Annotated in this window: 16 protein-coding genes; 11 read left to right on the forward strand and 5 right to left on the reverse strand. The window is 61.1% G+C overall.

The annotated features are described in order from the left end of the window. Nucleotides 1–88 precede the first annotated feature (88 nt). From N2601_RS16310 to N2601_RS16340, 7 genes are all read left to right on the forward strand, one after another. A complete protein-coding gene (locus N2601_RS16310) occupies nt 89–1171 on the forward strand; it encodes an ABC transporter ATP-binding protein (protein WP_104825265.1) in 1083 nt (360 codons plus the stop codon). 15 nt (nt 1172–1186) lie between these two features. Continuing rightward, nucleotides 1187–2257: an ABC transporter ATP-binding protein gene (locus N2601_RS16315; protein ID WP_104824773.1), complete on the forward strand. Its 1071-nt coding sequence runs from the start codon at nt 1187–1189 to the stop codon at nt 2255–2257. Between the two features lie 2 nt (nt 2258–2259). Beyond that, nucleotides 2260–3132 carry a carbohydrate ABC transporter permease gene (locus N2601_RS16320; protein WP_104824774.1) on the forward strand — a complete coding sequence of 291 codons (873 nt, stop codon included), beginning with the start codon at nt 2260–2262 and terminating at the stop codon, nt 3130–3132. A gap of 38 nt (nt 3133–3170) precedes the next feature. After that, entirely contained in the window at nt 3171–4052 is an 882-nt protein-coding gene (locus tag N2601_RS16325; protein WP_104825266.1) for a carbohydrate ABC transporter permease, read from the forward strand. Between the two features lie 12 nt (nt 4053–4064). After that, nucleotides 4065–4352 carry a DUF2160 domain-containing protein gene (locus N2601_RS16330; protein ID WP_104824775.1) on the forward strand — a complete coding sequence of 96 codons (288 nt, stop codon included), beginning with the start codon at nt 4065–4067 and terminating at the stop codon, nt 4350–4352. A gap of 126 nt (nt 4353–4478) precedes the next feature. Further along, on the forward strand, nt 4479–6209 hold the full coding sequence (locus tag N2601_RS16335) for an ABC transporter substrate-binding protein (protein WP_104824776.1): 1731 nt from the start codon (nt 4479–4481) through the stop codon (nt 6207–6209). A gap of 160 nt (nt 6210–6369) precedes the next feature. Continuing rightward, the gene (locus N2601_RS16340; RefSeq protein ID WP_104824777.1) at nt 6370–6813 is read left to right on the forward strand and encodes an SRPBCC family protein; all 444 of its coding nucleotides are present in this window, start codon (nt 6370–6372) and stop codon (nt 6811–6813) included. A gap of 181 nt (nt 6814–6994) precedes the next feature. On the opposite strand, the gene N2601_RS16345 is transcribed toward N2601_RS16340, so the two are convergent. After that, entirely contained in the window at nt 6995–8290 is a 1296-nt protein-coding gene (locus N2601_RS16345; RefSeq protein ID WP_260303203.1) for an ABC transporter substrate-binding protein, read from the reverse strand. Nucleotides 8291–8451: 161 nt separating this feature from the next. Here N2601_RS16345 and N2601_RS16350 point away from each other — a divergent pair, with 161 nt between their 5' ends. From N2601_RS16350 to N2601_RS16365, 4 genes are all read left to right on the forward strand, one after another. Then, nucleotides 8452–9474: a LacI family DNA-binding transcriptional regulator gene (locus N2601_RS16350; RefSeq protein WP_104824779.1), complete on the forward strand. Its 1023-nt coding sequence runs from the start codon at nt 8452–8454 to the stop codon at nt 9472–9474. A 42-nt stretch (nt 9475–9516) separates the two neighbouring features. Beyond that, entirely contained in the window at nt 9517–11373 is a 1857-nt protein-coding gene (locus N2601_RS16355) for a DUF2264 domain-containing protein (protein ID WP_104824780.1), read from the forward strand. Further along, nucleotides 11370–12395, forward strand: coding sequence for a hydroxyacid dehydrogenase (locus N2601_RS16360; protein WP_104824781.1), 1026 nt, complete (start codon nt 11370–11372; stop codon nt 12393–12395). The genes N2601_RS16355 and N2601_RS16360 overlap by 4 nt, the downstream gene beginning before the upstream one ends. 101 nt (nt 12396–12496) lie before the next feature. After that, nucleotides 12497–13084 (forward strand): transglycosylase SLT domain-containing protein, encoded by a 588-nt coding sequence (locus N2601_RS16365; RefSeq protein WP_104824782.1) that lies wholly within the window; start codon nt 12497–12499, stop codon nt 13082–13084. A 40-nt stretch (nt 13085–13124) separates the two neighbouring features. Here the strand turns inward: N2601_RS16365 and N2601_RS16370 are convergent, their stop codons facing one another. The 4 genes from N2601_RS16370 to N2601_RS16385 all read right to left on the reverse strand — a co-directional run bounded on the left by N2601_RS16370 (nt 13125) and on the right by N2601_RS16385 (nt 18348). After that, nucleotides 13125–14390, reverse strand: coding sequence for a Gfo/Idh/MocA family protein (locus N2601_RS16370; protein ID WP_104824783.1), 1266 nt, complete (start codon nt 14388–14390; stop codon nt 13125–13127). Between the two features lie 262 nt (nt 14391–14652). Further along, a complete protein-coding gene (locus N2601_RS16375; protein ID WP_104824784.1) occupies nt 14653–16074 on the reverse strand; it encodes a mandelate racemase in 1422 nt (473 codons plus the stop codon). 267 nt (nt 16075–16341) lie between these two features. Then, complete coding sequence (locus tag N2601_RS16380; RefSeq protein ID WP_104824785.1) at nt 16342–17487, reverse strand: Gfo/Idh/MocA family protein; 1146 nt, start codon at nt 17485–17487, stop codon at nt 16342–16344. 165 nt (nt 17488–17652) lie between these two features. Further along, nucleotides 17653–18348, reverse strand: coding sequence for a TetR/AcrR family transcriptional regulator (locus tag N2601_RS16385; protein WP_104824786.1), 696 nt, complete (start codon nt 18346–18348; stop codon nt 17653–17655). Nucleotides 18349–18469: the final 121 nt, after the last annotated feature.

Here is an 18469-nt window from a genome sequence, read left to right on the forward strand (position 1 = left end):
CAGATCGCTACCCAATGGGCAACAAAACAGGCCTTACGGCCAGCAATCCGTCGCAGCGTCCCCATACGATGCATGGAAGGAGCATATGGTGCTTGAACTCAGAAACGTGTCGAAGGCGGTCGGCGGCGAAACGCACATTGCCGAAACGAACCTGACGCTGCAGCGCGGCACGCTGAATGTCCTCCTCGGACCGACGCTTTCAGGCAAGACGTCGCTGATGCGGCTGATGGCCGGGCTGGACAAGCCGACTTCGGGCACGATCCACGTCGACGGCGCCGATGTCACGGGCGTGCCCGTGCAGCGCCGCAACGTCGCCATGGTCTACCAGCAATTCATCAACTATCCCGCCATGACCGTTTACGACAATATCGCATCGCCGATGCGCCTCGGCGGCATCGATGCGGCGACGATCGACCGCGAAGTGAAGAAAGCGGCCGATCTTCTGCGGCTCGGCCCCTTCCTTGATCGTCTGCCGCTCAGCCTCTCCGGCGGCCAGCAGCAGCGCACGGCGCTTGCCCGCGCCATCGTCAAGAATGCAGGCCTGGTGCTGCTCGATGAGCCGCTCGCCAATCTCGACTATAAACTGCGCGAAGAGCTGCGCGCCGAACTGCCGAAAATCTTCGCCGAATCCGGCGCCATCTTCGTCTACGCCACGACCGAACCCTCGGAAGCGCTGCTTTTGGGCGGCAATACCGCGACCCTGTCGGAAGGCAAGATCACCCAGTTCGGACCGACCATCGATGTCTTCCGCAGGCCGAAGGACCTGATCACCGCCGTCACCTTCGCCGATCCGCCGCTGAACACGATCTCGCTCGACAAGCGCGGCAATCTCTTCGTGCTGAACGGCGATATGAGCCTGCCCGTACCGCCGGGCCTAGAAAGCCAGCCGGACGGCCCCTACACCATCGCCTTCCAGCCGCACCATCTGGCGCTGAAGCCGCAGACCTCCGAAGCGGTCGCAGCGCCGGCAAGGGTGATGGTGACCGAGATCACCGGTTCGGAAAGCTTCATCCACATCGATTTCGCCGACCGGCGCTGGGTCATGCTGATCCAGGGCGTCGAGGACATCGATGTCGACGACTCGATCGATGTCTACATCGACCCGCGCCACATCATGGTGTTCGACACCAACGGCGCCGCAGTCACACCCGCCCTGCAACGGGCTGCCTGAGGAGAGACAGGGCCAATGGCACGCATCGACCTGGACCATATACGACACGCCTATAACGACCACCCCAAATCCGATGCGGACTATGCGCTGAAGGAAGTTCATCATAGCTGGGAGGACGGCAGCGCCTATGCTTTGCTCGGACCGTCCGGCTGCGGCAAGACCACCCTGCTCAACATCGTTTCCGGCCTCGTGCGCGCCTCGGAAGGCCGCATCCTCTTCGACGGCAAGGACGTGACCAAACTGTCGACGCAGGAGCGCAACATTGCCCAGGTCTTCCAGTTTCCGGTCGTCTACGACACGATGACGGTTTATGAAAACCTCGCTTTCCCCTTGCGCAACCGACACGTTCCGGAAGCCGAAGTGAAGCGCAAGGTCGATGAGATCATCGAGATGATCGGCCTCTCCGACAGTGCCCATCGCAAGGCGCGCGGATTGACGGCCGATGCCAAGCAGAAAATCTCTCTCGGCCGCGGCCTGGTGCGCTCCGATGTCAGCGCCATCCTGTTCGACGAACCGCTGACGGTCATCGACCCACATATGAAATGGGTGCTGCGTTCGCAATTGAAGCAGCTCCACCGCCGCTTCGGCTTCACCATGGTCTATGTCACCCACGATCAGACGGAGGCGCTGACTTTCGCCGACAAGGTCGTGGTGATGTATAACGGCGAGGTGGTGCAGATCGGCACGCCGAACGATCTCTTCGAGCGGCCGCGCCACACCTTCGTCGGCTATTTCATCGGTTCACCGGGCATGAACGTCATGCCTGTGCAGATCGAGGGCCGCAACGCCCGTCTCGCCGGCAGCACCGTCGCGCTGCCTGGCGCCCCCATCAATGGACAGGGCGGCAAGACCGAACTTGGCATCCGCCCGGAATTCGTCCGCCTCGGCCGCGAGGGCATGCCGGCGACCGTGACCAAGGTCGAGGACCTTGGCCGCCGCAAGGTGGTGCGCGCCAGACTGGAAGGGCAGGAGATCACCGCAATCATCGGTGAGGACCAGACCGTGCCGGCCGAACCGCACATCGCCTTCGATCCCGCCGGCATCAATATCTACGCCAACTCCTGGCGCGTCGAGATGGGAGCCTGATCATGGACAAGACCTGGAACAACAAAGCCTGGTTCATGCTCATTCCCGTACTGCTGCTGGTCGGCTTCTCGGCCGTCATCCCGCTGATGACGGTGGTGAACTATTCGGTGCAGGACACCTTCGGCAACAACGTCTTCTTCTGGGCGGGAACACAGTGGTTTGAGGAGATCCTTCATTCCAGCCGCTTCTGGGATTCGATGCTCCGCAACCTGATCTTCTCCTTCGTCATCCTGGCGATCGAGGTGCCGCTCGGCATCTTCATCGCTCTCAACATGCCGAAGAAGGGTATCGGCGTCCCCGTTTGCCTGGTCTTGATGGCACTGCCGCTGCTGATCCCGTGGAATGTCGTCGGGACGATTTGGCAGGTGTTCGGCCGCAGCGATATCGGCCTGATGGGCTACGTCCTCGTCGGCCTCGGCATCGACTACAACTACGTCTCCGATCCGGCCGATGCCTGGGCAACGATTATCATCATGGATGTCTGGCACTGGACCAGCCTCGTCGTGCTGCTCTGCTATGCCGGCCTCGCCTCCATTCCCGATGCCTTCTACCAGGCCGCCAAGATCGACGGCGCCTCGCGCTGGTCCGTCTTCCGCTACATCCAGCTCCCGAAGATGAACCGCGTGCTATTGATCGCCGTGCTCCTGCGCTTCATGGACAGTTTCATGATCTATACCGAACCCTTCGTCGTCACCGGCGGCGGCCCTGGCAATTCAACGACCTTCCTGTCGATCGATCTCGTCAAGATGGCCCTTGGCCAGTTCGATCTCGGCCCGGCAGCGGCAATGTCGCTGATCTACTTCCTGATCGTGCTTCTGCTGTCCTGGGTCTTCTACACCGTCATGACCAATTATGATGCGGGAGAGACGCGATGAGCGGCAAACCTCTTACGACCTCCGCAGGCGATAACACGATGAACAAGATAGCGGCTTCCAGCCCCGTCGCCGGTGTTACCGCGACGACCGGCACGCAGCCGGTGAGCCGACATAAAGAGGAAGGGCGCTGGTCCTGGGTGGTGCCGACGCTCTACATCATCTTCCTGCTGCTGCCGATCTACTGGCTCGTCAATATGAGCTTCAAGACCAATGAGGAGATCGTCAGCGGGTTGACGCTTTATCCGCACCAGCCGACGCTGCGCAATTACACGATCATCTTCACCGATCCGTCCTGGTATAAGGGCTATATCAACTCCATCACCTATGTCGTCATGAACATGGTGATCTCGGTTGCCTGCGCGCTGCCCGCAGCTTACGCCTTCTCGCGCTACCGCTTCCTCGGCGACAAGCACGTCTTCTTCTGGCTGCTGACCAACCGCATGGCGCCGCCGGCGGTCTTCGCGCTGCCCTTCTTCCAGCTCTATTCGGCCTTCGGCCTGATCGACACTCATATCGCGGTAGCCCTGGCGCACTGCCTGTTCAACGTGCCGCTGGCGGTCTGGATCCTTGAAGGTTTCATGTCCGGCGTGCCGAAGGAGATCGACGAGACGGCCTATATCGACGGCTATTCGTTCCCGCGCTTCTTCATCAAGATCTTCATTCCCTTGATCGCAAGCGGCATCGGTGTCGCCGCCTTCTTCTGCTTCATGTTCTCCTGGGTGGAACTGCTGATCGCCCGCACGCTGACCACGACCGACGCAAAGCCGATCGCCGCCATCATGACGCGCACGGTCTCGGCCGCCGGCATGGACTGGGGCCTGCTTGCCGCCGCCGGCGTGCTGACGCTGATCCCCGGCGCGCTCGTCATCTATTTCGTCCGCAATTACATCGCCAAGGGCTTCGCGCTCGGCCGCGTCTAAGAGGAAACCGCCATGAATACCGATTTCTCCTGGATGGCCTGGACGCTGCCGACGGTCCTGTTTTTCGTGACCATTCTGCTGCTTCTGCTCGGCATGGCCATTTGGGAATATTTTTCGCCCGGCGGTAATCCGCGCGTCGGCATCCTGCATTTTGAAACAACGCGCGGCGACCGGCTGTTCGTCTCGCTGCTCGGCGCTGCCTTCATTCATATTGCGTGGTTGGGCCTGGGAGGGCCGAACCTGTGGTGGGCGGTCGCCATTTCTGTCGTCTACGCGATCGGCGTTTTCCGTCTGGTCTAGCGCGGTTTCAAGGAGTTACCGCGCCCTTTGCCCGTCTCGGACACATGGCGCAGTAAGATAAGTCGATGCGGATGGCTGGGGGTCTGGCCGTCTGACAATACACTCGCAACCTGTAGGGAGGAATATATGCGACGGCATCTCTTAACAACGACGGCAGTCGTGATGCTGGCTTTGGCCGGATCGGCTAATGCCGGCATGAACGAAGCCAAGGCATTTCTGGACAAGGAGATCGGCGATCTCTCGACGCTCTCGCGCGCCGACCAGGAAAAGGAAATGCAATGGTTCGTCGATGCGGCCAAGCCTTTCCAGGGCATGGAAATCAAGGTCGTTTCGGAAACCCTGACGACCCACCAGTATGAATCGCAGGTCCTGGCACCGGCCTTCACCGCCATCACCGGCATCAAGGTTACGCACGACGTCATCCAGGAAGGCGACGTCGTCGAAAAGATCCAGACGCAGATGCAGACCGGCCAGAACCTCTATGACGGCTGGGTCAACGATTCGGACCTGATCGGTACCCATTGGCGCTATAAGCAGGTGCGCAACCTGACCGACTGGATGACGGGCGAAGGCAAGGACGTCACCAACCCCAATCTCGACATCGCCGACTTCATCGGCACCAGCTTCACCACCGCTCCGGACAAGAAGCTTTATCAGCTCCCCGACCAGCAGTTCGCCAACCTCTATTGGTTCCGCTACGACTGGTTCAACGACCCGAAGAACAAGGCCGATTTCAAGGCTAAATACGGCTATGATCTCGGCGTGCCGGTCAACTGGTCGGCCTATGAGGATATCGCCCAGTTCTTCACCGGCCGTGACGTCGGCGGCAAGAAAGTCTTCGGCCATATGGACTACGGCAAGAAGGACCCGTCGCTCGGCTGGCGCTTCACCGACGCCTGGCTTTCCATGGCCGGCAATGGCGACAAGGGCCTGCCGAACGGTCTGCCCGTCGACGAATGGGGTATCAAGGTCGACGCCGGCTCACGTCCGGTCGGCTCCTGCGTCGCGCGCGGCGGCGACACCAACGGCCCGGCCGCCGTCTATTCGATCCAGAAGTATCTCGATTGGCTGAAGGCTTACGCTCCGCCGGAAGCACAGGGCATGACCTTCTCCGAATCTGGCCCGGTTCCGGCACAGGGCAATATCGCCCAGCAGATCTTCTGGTACACCGCCTTTACCGCCGACATGGTCAAGCCGGGCTTGCCGGTCATGAACGCGGACGGCACGCCGAAATGGCGCATGGCTCCTTCGCCGCACGGCGTATACTGGAAAGACGGCATGAAGCTCGGCTACCAGGACGTGGGTTCCTGGACGCTGATGAAGTCCACGCCGGTCGATCGCGCCAAGGCTGCCTGGCTCTACGCGCAGTTCGTGACGTCGAAGACCATAGACGTGAAGAAGAGCCAGATCGGCCTCACCTTCATTCGCGAATCCACCATCCGCGACAAGAGCTTCACCAAGCGCGCGCCGGAACTCGGCGGTCTGATCGAGTTCTACCGCTCGCCGGCCCGTGTTCAGTGGTCGCCCACCGGCACCAACGTTCCGGACTATCCGAAGCTGGCACAGCTTTGGTGGCAGGCCATCGGCGATGCCGCATCCGGCGCGAAGGACGCACAGGGCGCCATGGATGCACTGTGCGCCGATCAGGAAAAGGTGCTTCAGCGCCTCGAGCGTGCAGGCGTGCAGGGCGACATCGGCCCGAAACTCGCCGAAGAGCATGATCTCAACTATTGGAATGCCGATGCCGTCAAGAATGGCCATCTCGCTCCGCAGTTGAAGATCGCGAACGAGAAGGAAAAGCCGGTCACCGTCAACTACGACGAACTGGTCAAGAGCTGGGCTGACGCAGCAAAGTAAGCCCGACCTTTCATGCGGCAGGAATGCCGGGGCTCGAAAGAGCTCCGGCATTTTTTGTTATGAATAATTTATTTGAAGAGAATATCGATCCAATGTCGGATTGCTGAAGTATCGTTCGTCCTAAGGTCGTCCAATTCGTCAATTCAGAAGGATCATAACCATGCCGAACACCATACGTTTGCATCGCGTCCTGGCAACCAGCCCGGAAAAGGTCTATCGCGCATTCATCGAGGCGGACGCGCTCGCCAAGTGGCTTCCGCCCAACGGCTTTGTCTGCACCGTGCATCATCTGGAAGCGACAGTCGGCGGCACGTTCAGAATGTCCTTCCGCAACTTTACGACCGGCAAAAGCCACGCCTTTGGTGGCGAATATGTCGAGCTGATCCCCGGCGAGCTGGTGCGCTACACCGACAAGTTCGACGACCCCAACCTGCCGGGCGAAATGGCAGTGACCGTGACGTTGAAGAAGGTCCTGGTCGGAACGGAAGTAAACATAACCCAGGCAGGCGTGCCCAACGTCATTCCGCCTGAAGCCTGCTATCTCGGCTGGCAGGAATCGCTGCGCAATCTGGCAAAGCTCGTCGAACCCGATATCAACGAATAGCGCATCGGGAGCGCGGCAAGATCGATCGGAACCGGATCGCGTTGACGATCTTCGCGATCCGGTGATGCATCCAGACCTGCCAATCCGAACGTCTCCCTCCGAGTGGGGGAGATGTTCCAAAGGGACGGAGCGGCGTCAGAGGCGCGGCATATGCCACCGCCTCTGAACGAACCTCACCCCATCACCCTCTCTTCAACTTCGTCTTCCCTTCTTCCACCAGCTTTTGCGCGGCTTCAGCAACCGTGATCTTGCCAAAAGCAAGCTGATCGGCGACGGGGCGCATGACATTCTGGTCGAATTCTCCGGAACCGAGCGGCGCCGGTGCCGGGTAGGCGCCGACCTGATCCTTCAGCAGCTCGACATATTTCACCGTCTGCTGCTCGACCGGGTTGAGCGTTGGCAGGATGGCCGCGCGCACGGCCGGCGACATCGGCACACCGCGCTCGACACCGAGGACCTTGCCGGCATCGAGATCGTTGACGAAGAAATTGATGAATTTCGCGGCCGCTTCGCCGTTCTTGCTGGAGGAGCCCACGCTCCAGATCAACGCCGGGCGATAGTAATGGCCGGAAGGTCCATCCTTCTTTTCGCGCGGCAGCATCGTGATGGCGAGCTTGCTCTTGACCACGAGCTGATAGCCAACGAGCTGGTTGGAATAGGCCATACCGATCGCCGATTTACCCTGTGCCAGGCAATTGCTCTCGATGGTGTTCTGATCGAGCGTCTGGACGTCGGGCGATACGGTGCCGCCACGCTGGCGGAGATCCTCCCAATAGGAATACCATTCCTTGGCGTCATCGACGCCGAAACCGAGGCCGCCGTCTTCGGAATAGAGGCTCTTGCCGCGCTGGCGCAGCCAGGCATCCAGCACATAGTTGTAGCGCGCGCCATAGGGGCCGCCCCAATAGGCGCGCTTGCCGGCAGCCTTGGTCAGTTCCACGGCAAGGTCGGCATATTCCGCCCAGGTCGTCGTGGGGCCGGGCGGCGTCAGGCCGGCCTTCTTGAAAACGTCCTCATCATAAAACATCGCGAAGGAATTAAGCCCGAGGCCGACGCCATAGAGCTTGCCGTCGACCGTCGTCAGCTTCAGCACATCCTTGCCGAAACTGTCGACATTCAACGTTGAAGGCACGAACTGATCGAGCGGCATGCAGGCGCCACGCTTCGAATAATCCGAGATCGTGCTCGGCTCAAGCTGGAAGACATCCGCGATGGTCTGGCTGGCCATTCCCGTTGCCAGCTTGGCCCAATAGCCGTCGCCGCTGATGCTCTCGCCGACGACGGAAATATCCGGGTTTTTGCTGTGGAACAGCTCGGCGACGGCGACCGTGCGCTTGCCGCGGTCGGGCGAGCCCCACCACATCGCCCGCAATTGTGTCGTATCGGCAAAAGCAGGCAGGGATCCTCCCGCACCGAAAGCGAGACCGGCAGCGGCCCCGGCAGTTCCAATCATGAATGAACGGCGATTCATCCGCATGAGATTCCTCCTTCTCTTGCGATGCCCATGGCGCGTTATCCGCAGCGACCTCCCGACGCCTTGTGCGGACAAATTCGAGGATAGGATATGCAATTCTATTGCGTGTTGCAATAAACAATCTTTTTCTTGCAAATTTGCATAATTTGCGGAAATATTGCCGCATGAGTGAAGTTCGATCCAAACGTGTCAGGCAAGCCGATATTGCCAGCAGGGCCGGCGTCTCCGTCTCGACGGTGTCGCGGGTGCTAACCAATGAGCCTGGAATCAGCGAAGCTATCCGTCAGCAGATCTTCAAGGTGGCGAGCGATCTCGGCTACCCGCTGAAGCCGGCCGCGGAAACCGTGCCGGCCGCGCTCGCGCTGATCGCCAGCGACAGCGCTACCGGCGGCCTGAGCGTCTTTTATGAGGGTATTTTGGAGGGCCTGCGCGCCGGCGCAGCCGAACGCGGCATGCCTTTCGACATTCGCCTCGTCCGCGAAGCCAGGACCACGCCAGACCATATCGGGGAATATCTCCAGGCAGCCGGCGCTGAGGGTCTGTTCCTCGTCGGTATCGATCCCTCCGATGAGCTGCGCATCTGGCTGGAGGACAGCGGCACGCCGGTCGTGCTCGTCAACGGCACCGATGCAAAACTGCGCTTCGATGGCGTCTCGCCTTCGAATTTTTTTGGCGCCTATGCCGCGACGCGACGCCTGATCGATGCCGGCCATCGTCGCATCCTGCATCTGACTGGTTCGCATCGCCAGACCATTCGCGAGCGCATCCGTGGCTTCGAGGCGGCGATGGCCTCCGTCGAAGGCGGTGAAGGCCGCGTCGTGCCGTTGACGTTTAGGGGCAGTGCGAGCACGGAGGCCCATGCCGTCACCACCGCTGTCCTTGCCGAGGATAGCAGCTTCACCGCCGCCTTCTGCATGAACGATTTCGTCGCGGTCGGCGTGCTCGAAGCGGTGATGGAGGCGGGTCTGCGCGTGCCGGATGATTTCGCCATCGTCGGCTTTGACGATCTGCCCTGCGCACTGATGACCAATCCGCGCCTCGCCACCATGCGCGTCGACCGCGCGGCCATCGGACGCGAAGCGATCGGCCTGATGACGGCCCGTTTCCGCGACCGCGAGGCGCCCGCGCGCCAAGTTTGTCATGCCGTCGTCCCAGTTCTCGGCGGCACACTCCCGCCCGAAACCTGAGCCCGTTTCTTTAGCGGCAACGACCGAAAAAGAGCCAGACCGATGACCTACGACCCCGCCAGCACCAACCCGCTCGCCGGCAATCCGCTGGAAAATCGCACCGACATGCGCCGAGCGCTGATCGACCTGTTCTATCCGCTGCTTCCGTACTTCTCCAGGGGCAATGCCCGTGTCCGTATCGATGCCGCCGGCGCGCATTTCGACCGCGCCGCCGCCGATCTCGAAGGCTTCGCCCGCCCGCTCTGGGGTCTCGCACCATTCGGCGCCGGCGGCGGCGATTTTGCGCATTGGGGCCGCTATGCCGAAGGGATTGCCAATGGCGTCGACCCCGGCCATCCGGAATATTGGGGCACCGTCAACGGCCGCGACCAGCGTATGGTCGAACTCGCCGCCCTTGGTTTTGCGCTTGCCCTAGTGCCGGAAAAGATCTGGGAACCGCTCGATGGCAGAGCGCGCGACAATCTCATTGCCTATCTCAAGCATGCCCGCGCGTTCGATTATGCCGAGAACAACTGGAAATTCTTCCGCGTCCTCGTCGATATCGCCCTCGACCGGCTCGGTGCGGCGTTCGATCGCAGCCTGACGGAAGAATATCTCAGGGAATTGGACGGGTTCTACATTGCTGACGGCTGGTATCGCGACGGCAATATCAGGCGCGTCGATCACTACATTCCCTTCGCCATGCATTTTTACGGGCTGATCTATTCCAGGCTCGTCGATGACGACCGCGCCAAGCGCTACCGCGAACGCGCCGTCCTCTTTGCCAAGGATTTTCGCCACTGGTTCGCGCCCGATGGCGCCACCGTGCCCTTCGGCCGCAGCCTCACCTACCGCTTCGCCTGCGCCGGCTTCTGGTCGGCGCTGGCCTTCGCCGATGTCGAGGCCCTGCCCTGGGGCGAGATCAAGGGGCTCTGCCTGCGGCACCTGCGCTGGTGGGCTGACAAGCCGATCGCCAATCGCGACGGTACGCTGCCGATCGGCTACGGCTATCCCAATCTTCTGATGTCGGAAAACTACAATTCAGCCGGCTCCCCCTATTGGGCCTTCAAGGCTTTCCTTCCGTTGGCGCTCCCCGAGGCGCATCCCTTCTGGACCGCCGAGGAAAAGCCGCATGTCGCCGAGCCAGCGATCGTGCCGCTTAAGCACCCCGGCATGGTGATGATGCATGGCAAAGCGGATGTCGTGGCGCTGTCCTCAGGCCAGGAAAACCTGCAGATGCGCTTCGGGTCGGAAAAATACGCCAAATTCGCCTATTCCGCCCGCTATGGTTTCAGCGTCGAAAGCGACGAGCGTGCCTTTGCCGGCGGCGCTTTCGACAGCATGCTCGCCTTCAGCGACGATGGCCTCCATTATCGTGTTCGCGAAACCAATGAAGAGGCGAAGCTCGCCGGCGATACGCTTTACGCCAAGTGGTCGCCCTGGCCTGATGTCACCGTCGAAACCTGGCTGATCCCTGTGGCACCCTGGCATATCCGCCTGCACAGGATCACCACGCCCCGCCCGCTGCAGACGGCCGAAGGCGGTTTTGCCATTGCTAGGCGGGATTTCGAGGCCGATACGCTGGCTTCGCAAAAAGGTGCTGCCTATGTTGGCGGCGAGGCGGATTTCAGCGGCATTCTCGATCTCGGCTCGACCATCCCGCGCGACGGCCTGGCGCAGAAAGCGCCGCCGAATACCAATCTTATCGTTGCCAAGACGCTGGTGCCGCAACTGCGCGGGGCGATTCCGGCAGGCGAAACCATTCTCGTTTCCGCCATCCTGGCAGAGCATGACCCCGCTGCCCTCTCAGGCGCCTGGACGAAGCCGCCCACTAAACCCGATCTCGATGGCTTGCGCGCACTGATCGCCGAAAAAGGCGTCACCGTCAGCGCCATCGACGTGCCGGGACGACCGGCATGACCCAATCGTCCCCAGACCGCCCCGCCATCGCATTCGCCATGCAGCCCGCGCGGACGCAGCATGTCCTGACGCCCGGGCTGATGCAGCGGCTCGACGTGATCGGCCGCGTATTGGACGCCGCGCCAATGGAGCGCTTTGACGACGAAAGAGCACGAAAGCTGCTAAGCGAGACGGAGATCCTGATCACCGCTTGGGGCTCGCCGCATATCGACGCCGCCGCATTGGCGCAGGCGCCGCATCTGAAACTGGTGGCGCATGCGGCCGGCACCGTGAAGGGGCTGATCGAGGACAGCCTGTTCGCCAGGGGCATATCGGTAAGCCATGCGGCACAGGCCAATGCCCTGCCGGTCGCCGAATTCACCCTCGCCGCCATCATCTTCGCCGGCAAGCAGGTCTTCCGCTTCCGGGACGTCTATGTCGCTGACCGTCATCGCAACCGCACGCAGCCGATGCAGAGCCAAGCGATCGGCAATTACGGCCGAACGGTCGGCATTATCGGCGCCTCGCGCATCGGCCGGCGGGTGATCGAATTGCTGGCGCCGTTCGACTATAGGATCCTGCTTTACGATCCGATGGTCGGAGAGGCGGAAGCACGGCAACTCGGCGTCGAGAAGACCGAACTCGACCTCCTGATGGCGCGGGCCGACATCGTCTCGCTGCACGCCCCATCGCTGCCGGCGACACGGCATATGATCGACGCCCGCCGCCTGTCGCTGATGAAAGACGGAGCCACTTTCATCAACACGGCACGCGGCGCGCTGGTCGACGAGGCCGCCCTGCTCGCAGCACTGAAGACTGGCCGCATCGACGCGATCGTCGACGTCACCGATCCCGAAATTCCGGAGGCAAGCTCAGCCTTCTACGATCTGCCGAATGTCTTCCTGACGCCGCACATTGCCGGCGCCGTCGGCCTGGAACGCACCCGCCTCGGCGAGATGGCCGTCGATGAAGTCAGCCGGTTCATCGAGGGAGAGCCGTTGCTCTACGAAATCCGCCGCGAGGACCTAGCGCGCATGGCGTAAAGCCTCGGAATCATCACCAAACCGCCTCATTTCGGCACATGCGGAAAACCCGTTTTTAATCATTCTGGGCTAGCAATCTCTTCAGCGAAGAGGTTCTAGTTATGCGTACCCGTATCATCTCCATAGCCGCTGTGCTGCTGCTCGGAATGCTAGCAGGCTGCGCCACCGCACCGTCCCATACCCGCAATGTCTGCGCGATCTTCGATCAGCGCGACGGCTGGTTCAACAATTGGCAGCGCGCCGCCGAACGTACGGAACGGGAATACGGCGTGCCGGTGCCGATCCTGATGGCGACGATTTACGCCGAATCCGGCTTCCAGCCGCATGCCCGGCCGCCGCGCCGGAAACTGCTCGGCTTCATTCCCTGGACGCGACCTTCCAGCGCCTATGGCTATTCTCAGGCTCTCGACGGCGCCTGGGATCACTATCAGCGCGACACGGGCCGCTGGGGCGCACGCCGCTCCGACTTCTCCGACGCGATCGAATTCATCGGCTGGTATCACGCCCAGAGCCATCTGCGGAACGGCATCCCACTTAACGATCCCTATAATCTTTATCTGGCTTATTATGTCGGTTGGAAGGGCTATCAGCAGGGAAGCTGGCGCGGCAATGGCGACCTGCAGCGCACGGCGCAGAAGGTCGCCAACATGTCCGCGCTCTATGCCTCGCAGTTGCGCAATTGCAATTGAGCCTCAGCGGTTTTGCTTTTCCATGAAAAGTTAAGCCGCTCTAAGGCCGCGCCTCGAGCAGGTTGAGCCCGTCATCCTGACCCCAGATATCGGCGATCGATACCTGCTGGCCGGTCCGGCTGCTTTCCAACGCCGCGATGCCGCAGAGAACCGAAAGCGCGCCCGCGCGTGAACCGGCGCGCTGTCTCAGTTCGTCGTTTGGCCCGGACCGCAGCAGCATGTTGCGCAGCCGGTCGTCGCCGCCGTAATGGCCGCCCGAGGAATAGGGCACCCAGATGCGCTCGACATCACCGAAATTCTTCATGACGACGATTTCGTCGGCCGGCGGCGTCGTCCAATGCTGCTTTTCGTATTGCCGCAGCTCGATACGCCCCTTGTGGCCGTTGAAGGCAATATGGTGGCCTTCGATCGGCATATAGGTGTTCAGCGAATAGGAGACGTTGACGCCGTTGCGATAGCGGATCGAGGCGACCATGGTGTCGGGAATGTCGATATCCTCGCGGAAGACGCAGGCATCGCGAACATAACCATCGACCGTCGACGGGTCTTCATAGAGGCTTTCGAGCAGCGGCGTGGCGCTGATATCGAGATAATAATCGCACTCGTCCTTATACCGACAGGTGCGACAGCGCTCACCACGGAAGGGGCCTTTGCGACCATAGTGCTTGAGATCGGCAAAGGCAGACACGGTTTCCGGATCGGAATCGAGGTACCAGTTCAGAAGATCGAAATGGTGCGTCGCCTTGTGAACGAAGAGGCTGCCGGAATTTTCGACAAAGGCGTGCCAGCGCCGGAAGTAATCGGCGCCATGACTGGTGTCGAGATACCAATGAAAATCGACCGAGGTCACATCGCCGATAACGCCGGAATTGATGAGTTCCTTGATCTTCGCCGCCGTCGGCGCGAAACGATAGTTGAAGGACACGTCGACCCGCTTGCCCGTCCGAGCCTCGGCATTAAGAATACGCTTGATCTTGCCGACCGTGGTCGTCATCGGCTTTTCACTGATGACATTGGCGCCTGCTTCCAGCGCTTTGACAATTTGATCGTCATGGGTGGAATCGCGGGTGCAAACGATGACGAGATCGGGCTTTTCGACCCGCAACAGCTCGTCGAAATCGGTATAGACCGCCACGGAGGCGCCGATATAGTCCAGCGCACGCCTGGCCCGCATCGCGTTGAGATCGCAGACGGCGACAAGTTCGACCTCATTGCTCCAGCGCTCGACCAGATCCTTGCCCCACATGGTCGCGCCGCGATTGCCCGTGCCGACCAGCGCATAGCGCTTCTTCGATGACGACTGCATGTTTCTCCTCCAGAGTCTGCAATAACGATGGTCAGGTTGGTCCGGCTCGACCGCACCTTTTGCGTGGCCCCTCACCCAACCCTCTCCCCGCACAGCGGGGTGAGCGGGTTTATCATGCATGATATTGCCTCGATCCGAGTGGTTGGATCGGTTGGCTTGCTCCGTAGTCCCTTCTCCCCGTCCGAACGGGGAGACGGCTAGGGTGAGGGGCCATGCACGACAGCGCGTCAAAAACGGAGCATGCCTGGCCATTACCGAAATCTTATGTCGGCGGCGTCTCCATCGCGCTCCAATCCGGCTCGACGGATGAACCGAGGCCGATCGCGCCGATCACCGAACCGATGGCGATCCTTCCACCCTCGATCCTCAATCGCGTCCGCCCGTTTCGAACGGCGTAGAGATCGGCATGATCCCGTGCGAAAGCCGCCTGCTCAGCCTGGGGTGCGCCGGCCATGCCGTCGACATAGTGGTGGCCGTTCCGCTCGATATGCGTCATGCCGATCAGCGAGGCGAGCGCCAGATCCTGTTGTACGGCGAGACCGCCCTGTGTCGTCAGGTCCTCTGCCGACATGAAATAGGCCACACCGTCATCGGCGCTCCACTTGGCGACGCGCGCCCGGTTCAGCAGCGAACGATAAAAACCCTTGCAGGATTTAGAGGAGATGCCGGTATAGCCAAGCCGTCTGGCGGCAACGAAAGCGTTGATATCGGCATCGGATTCATCGATCTCGACAGGCTTGAAGGCCGCAAGCGCCGTGACCGGCTTCTCGAAGGCGTAAGCGCGGGCGATCGGCTGCTCGACAAACAGGATCGAAGCCGCAAAACGGGCAAGCCGCGGTTCGGCCTGGATGCGCGTCAGCAGATCGGCGACCGCCTCGGCGGACGCGAATTGCTCATTACCGTCAAGCGTCACCGAATAAGCCGGCATTTTGGCATCGATGACAGCGGCAATGCGGCAGAGACGGTCGATATCAGCATCGGGAACGCCCGATACCTTCACCTTGAAGAAGGTCAGGCCATAAGCATCGATCGCCTCTTCAAAACTTTCCGGCAGGCCGTCATTCAAACGGTCGGCGGCCGGGATGTCGCCCGCTCGGATAGCATCGACCAGACCGACCGTGTGCCGCGCGGCGAGGCTTTCGACCGGCGCCAATCCCTTGAGGAAAGCCGCCAGGTCGAAGCCCGCCAGATCGGGCGCCGTCGATACATCGATGCCGGGGCGGTTGGCTCTGATCGCCTGCGCAACCGTCAACCCTTCCAGCCGGCAGAGCGCATCGAGAACCGCCCTGTTGGCGAGCGCCAGGCCGAAGGACGCGACCAGTCCGTTCAGCCCCTCGGCGGCTGCCCGCGTATGGTGCACCGCTTCGACGGCCGCATGCAGCGCGAAAGCCGTGCCCAATCCCGCATTTTTCAGGGCGTCGAGAGCCAGCGCCAGCGAGCGGCGAAGCTGGTTTTCATTGTCGGTATTGGAGAGTTCCGGCGATTTATCGAACCATTTCGGCACCATCAGCTCGGCAGCCATGCCACTTGCCGAACCCCCACGGGCATCTTCGATGCGGACGCGCAGAAAAATCTGCCGCGCCTCCCGCAGCGTCGCCGCGCCGAAGCGGAAAGGAAGCCGCAATGTCACCGGCCGCTCGAAGGTCTCGGCCTCGACAAGTCTGATTTTCAACGGTTCGGTCATATTTCAGATGGCTCCTGTGATCGTCAGGCAAGTCTGCCTATGCCGCACATTTGCGCCTGGCCCCTCACCCCAGCCCTCTCCCCGCAAGCGGGGCGAGGGAGTTCTGTCGTGCCAACCCTTCGCTGTTCCGCTAAGGCAAACACCGCTTTGCTCGGTCGTCCCCTCTCCCCGCTTCGGCGGGAGAGGGCTAGGCTGAGGGGCCATGCACATAGATGCAGCACCCACGAGATATCCTGACCATCCCGATATTTGGGAAGCCACCATCCCTCAAATCTCCAGCGGCTCGACATCCAGCCAGCGGCGCTCCGCCCAGCTCTTCAGGCCGAGAGAGGCGAGCTGCACGCCCTTGGCGCCTTCCGTCAGCGTGTAGCGCCAGGGCGCGTCTTCGAGCACATGGCGCAGAAACATCTCCCACTGGATCTTGAAGCCGTTGTCGTAAACCTGGTTGTCCGGCACTTCGTCCCAGGTGTTGTAGAAGTCGATGGTCTGCGGTTGGTCCGGGTTCCAGACCGGCTTCGGCGTGTTGACACGGTGCTGCGTCCAGCAGCGTGTCAGCCCCGCCACGGCCGAGCCATGCGTGCCGTCTACCTGGAACGTGACGAGATCGTCGCGGCGCACACGCACCGCCCAGGAGGAATTGATATGGGCGATGATGCCGCCCTCCAACTCGAAGGTGGCATAGGCCGCATCATCGGCATCGGCGACATAATGCCGGCCGGCTTCGTCCACGCGTTCGGGAATATGGGTGGCGCCGAGGCAGCTAATCGCCTTCACCGGCCCGAAGAGATTGTCGAGCACATAGCGCCAGTGGCAGAGCATATCGAGGATGATGCCGCCGCCGTCTTTCTTGCGATAGTTCCACGACGGCCGCTGCGCCGTCTGCCAGTCGCCTTCGAACACCCAGTAGCCGAACTCACCACGCACGGAGAGGATCTTGCCGAAGAAACCGCTGTCGCGCAGCATGGCGATCTTGCGAAGGCCGGGTAGGAACAGCTTGTCCTGCACGACGCCGTTCTTCAGGCCCGATGCCTTGGCCTTGCGGGCGAGCGCAATCGCAGCGTCGAGGTCGTCGGAGATCGGCTTTTCGCAATAGATATGCTTGCCGGCATCCAGCGCCTTCGAAATCAGCTCGGCGCGCATCTGCGTCGTCGCCGCATCGAAGAAAATCGTGTCATTAGGGTCGGCAAGCGCACCGTCGAGATCGGTGGTCCAGCGCTCAATACCGTATTTACGGGCAAGCTCTTCCAGCCGCGCCGCATTGCGGCCGACAAGGACCGGATCGGGCATGACGCGCTCGCCGTTCGACAACAACACGCCGCCTCCGGCGCGGATCGCCACGATCGAGCGGATGAGATGCTGGTTCAGCCCCATGCGTCCCGTGACGCCGTGCATGATGATACCAACGCGCTTCATGATCCCTCCTGAATTTCTGAGCCGACTCCCTCCAGAGTCAGGAAAAGCAAAGGCTTGGTCGATCAGCCAATGTAACTATATAGTTACACGATCGCGCGATACGTCCGGATTTGTCAATCGCCTTTCGAAAATTTCTCGTGATCGCCGGAGCGCCGCGAGTTCATGCTAAGCCCTGATCGAAGCCAAGGTCACCGAAACGATATGCTCGCCCCAGGCTTTCAGCGCCGCCGGGGCCGTCAGCTTGCGGGCGAAAATCGTCGACAGCGTATGGCGATTGGACAGGTAGAAGAACCCGAGCGCGGCGATGGTAAGGTAAACCGACACCGGGTCGATGGCCGGCCGGAAAATGCCGGCTGCTTCACCTCGTCGCAGTACGTCGGCGAGTTCGCCGATGAAGTGCGAATGCATCGCCAAGATCTTGTCGGAACGTTTCAGATAGCGCGCTTCATGCAGGTTTTCGGTAACGAGCAGGCTCAAAAATTCCGGATGCTCAAGGAAATGATGCCAGGTGAAAAGCGCAAGTTCGCGCATCCCTTCCTCGGGATCACGGCGCGCAAGGTCGAGATTTTTCTCGGCATTGCGGATTGCCGCATAGGTGGCTTCCAGCACGGCGACATAGAGCCCCTCCTTGTCGCCGAAATAGTGATAGAGCATGCGTTTGTTGGTCTGCGCCCGAGCCGCAATCGCATCCACCCTCGCGCCACCGAAACCGTGAGCGGCGAATTCCTCCGTCGCCGCTTCCAGGATCATGGCATGGGTGCGTTGCGGATTGCGCGGCACCTTCGCCGGCCTCGTTTCCGCATTCCCGTAAGCGCCGGCTTTCGCTGGTTTTTCAGTTCCTTGCGTCGCTCTGGTCACCATGGACATTCCTCCTCCCCGATCTATCTCTTCCGCAACGGACCTCTCCAGCCTCAGCGCAGGTCGTTTGATTGTGACACGATTGGCGCTTGACAGCGGTCGCGTTTCTATCCAACTTGTAACC

It is taken from the genome of Rhizobium sp. CB3060, assembly GCF_025200735.1.
GTDB lineage: Bacteria > Pseudomonadota > Alphaproteobacteria > Rhizobiales > Rhizobiaceae > Rhizobium.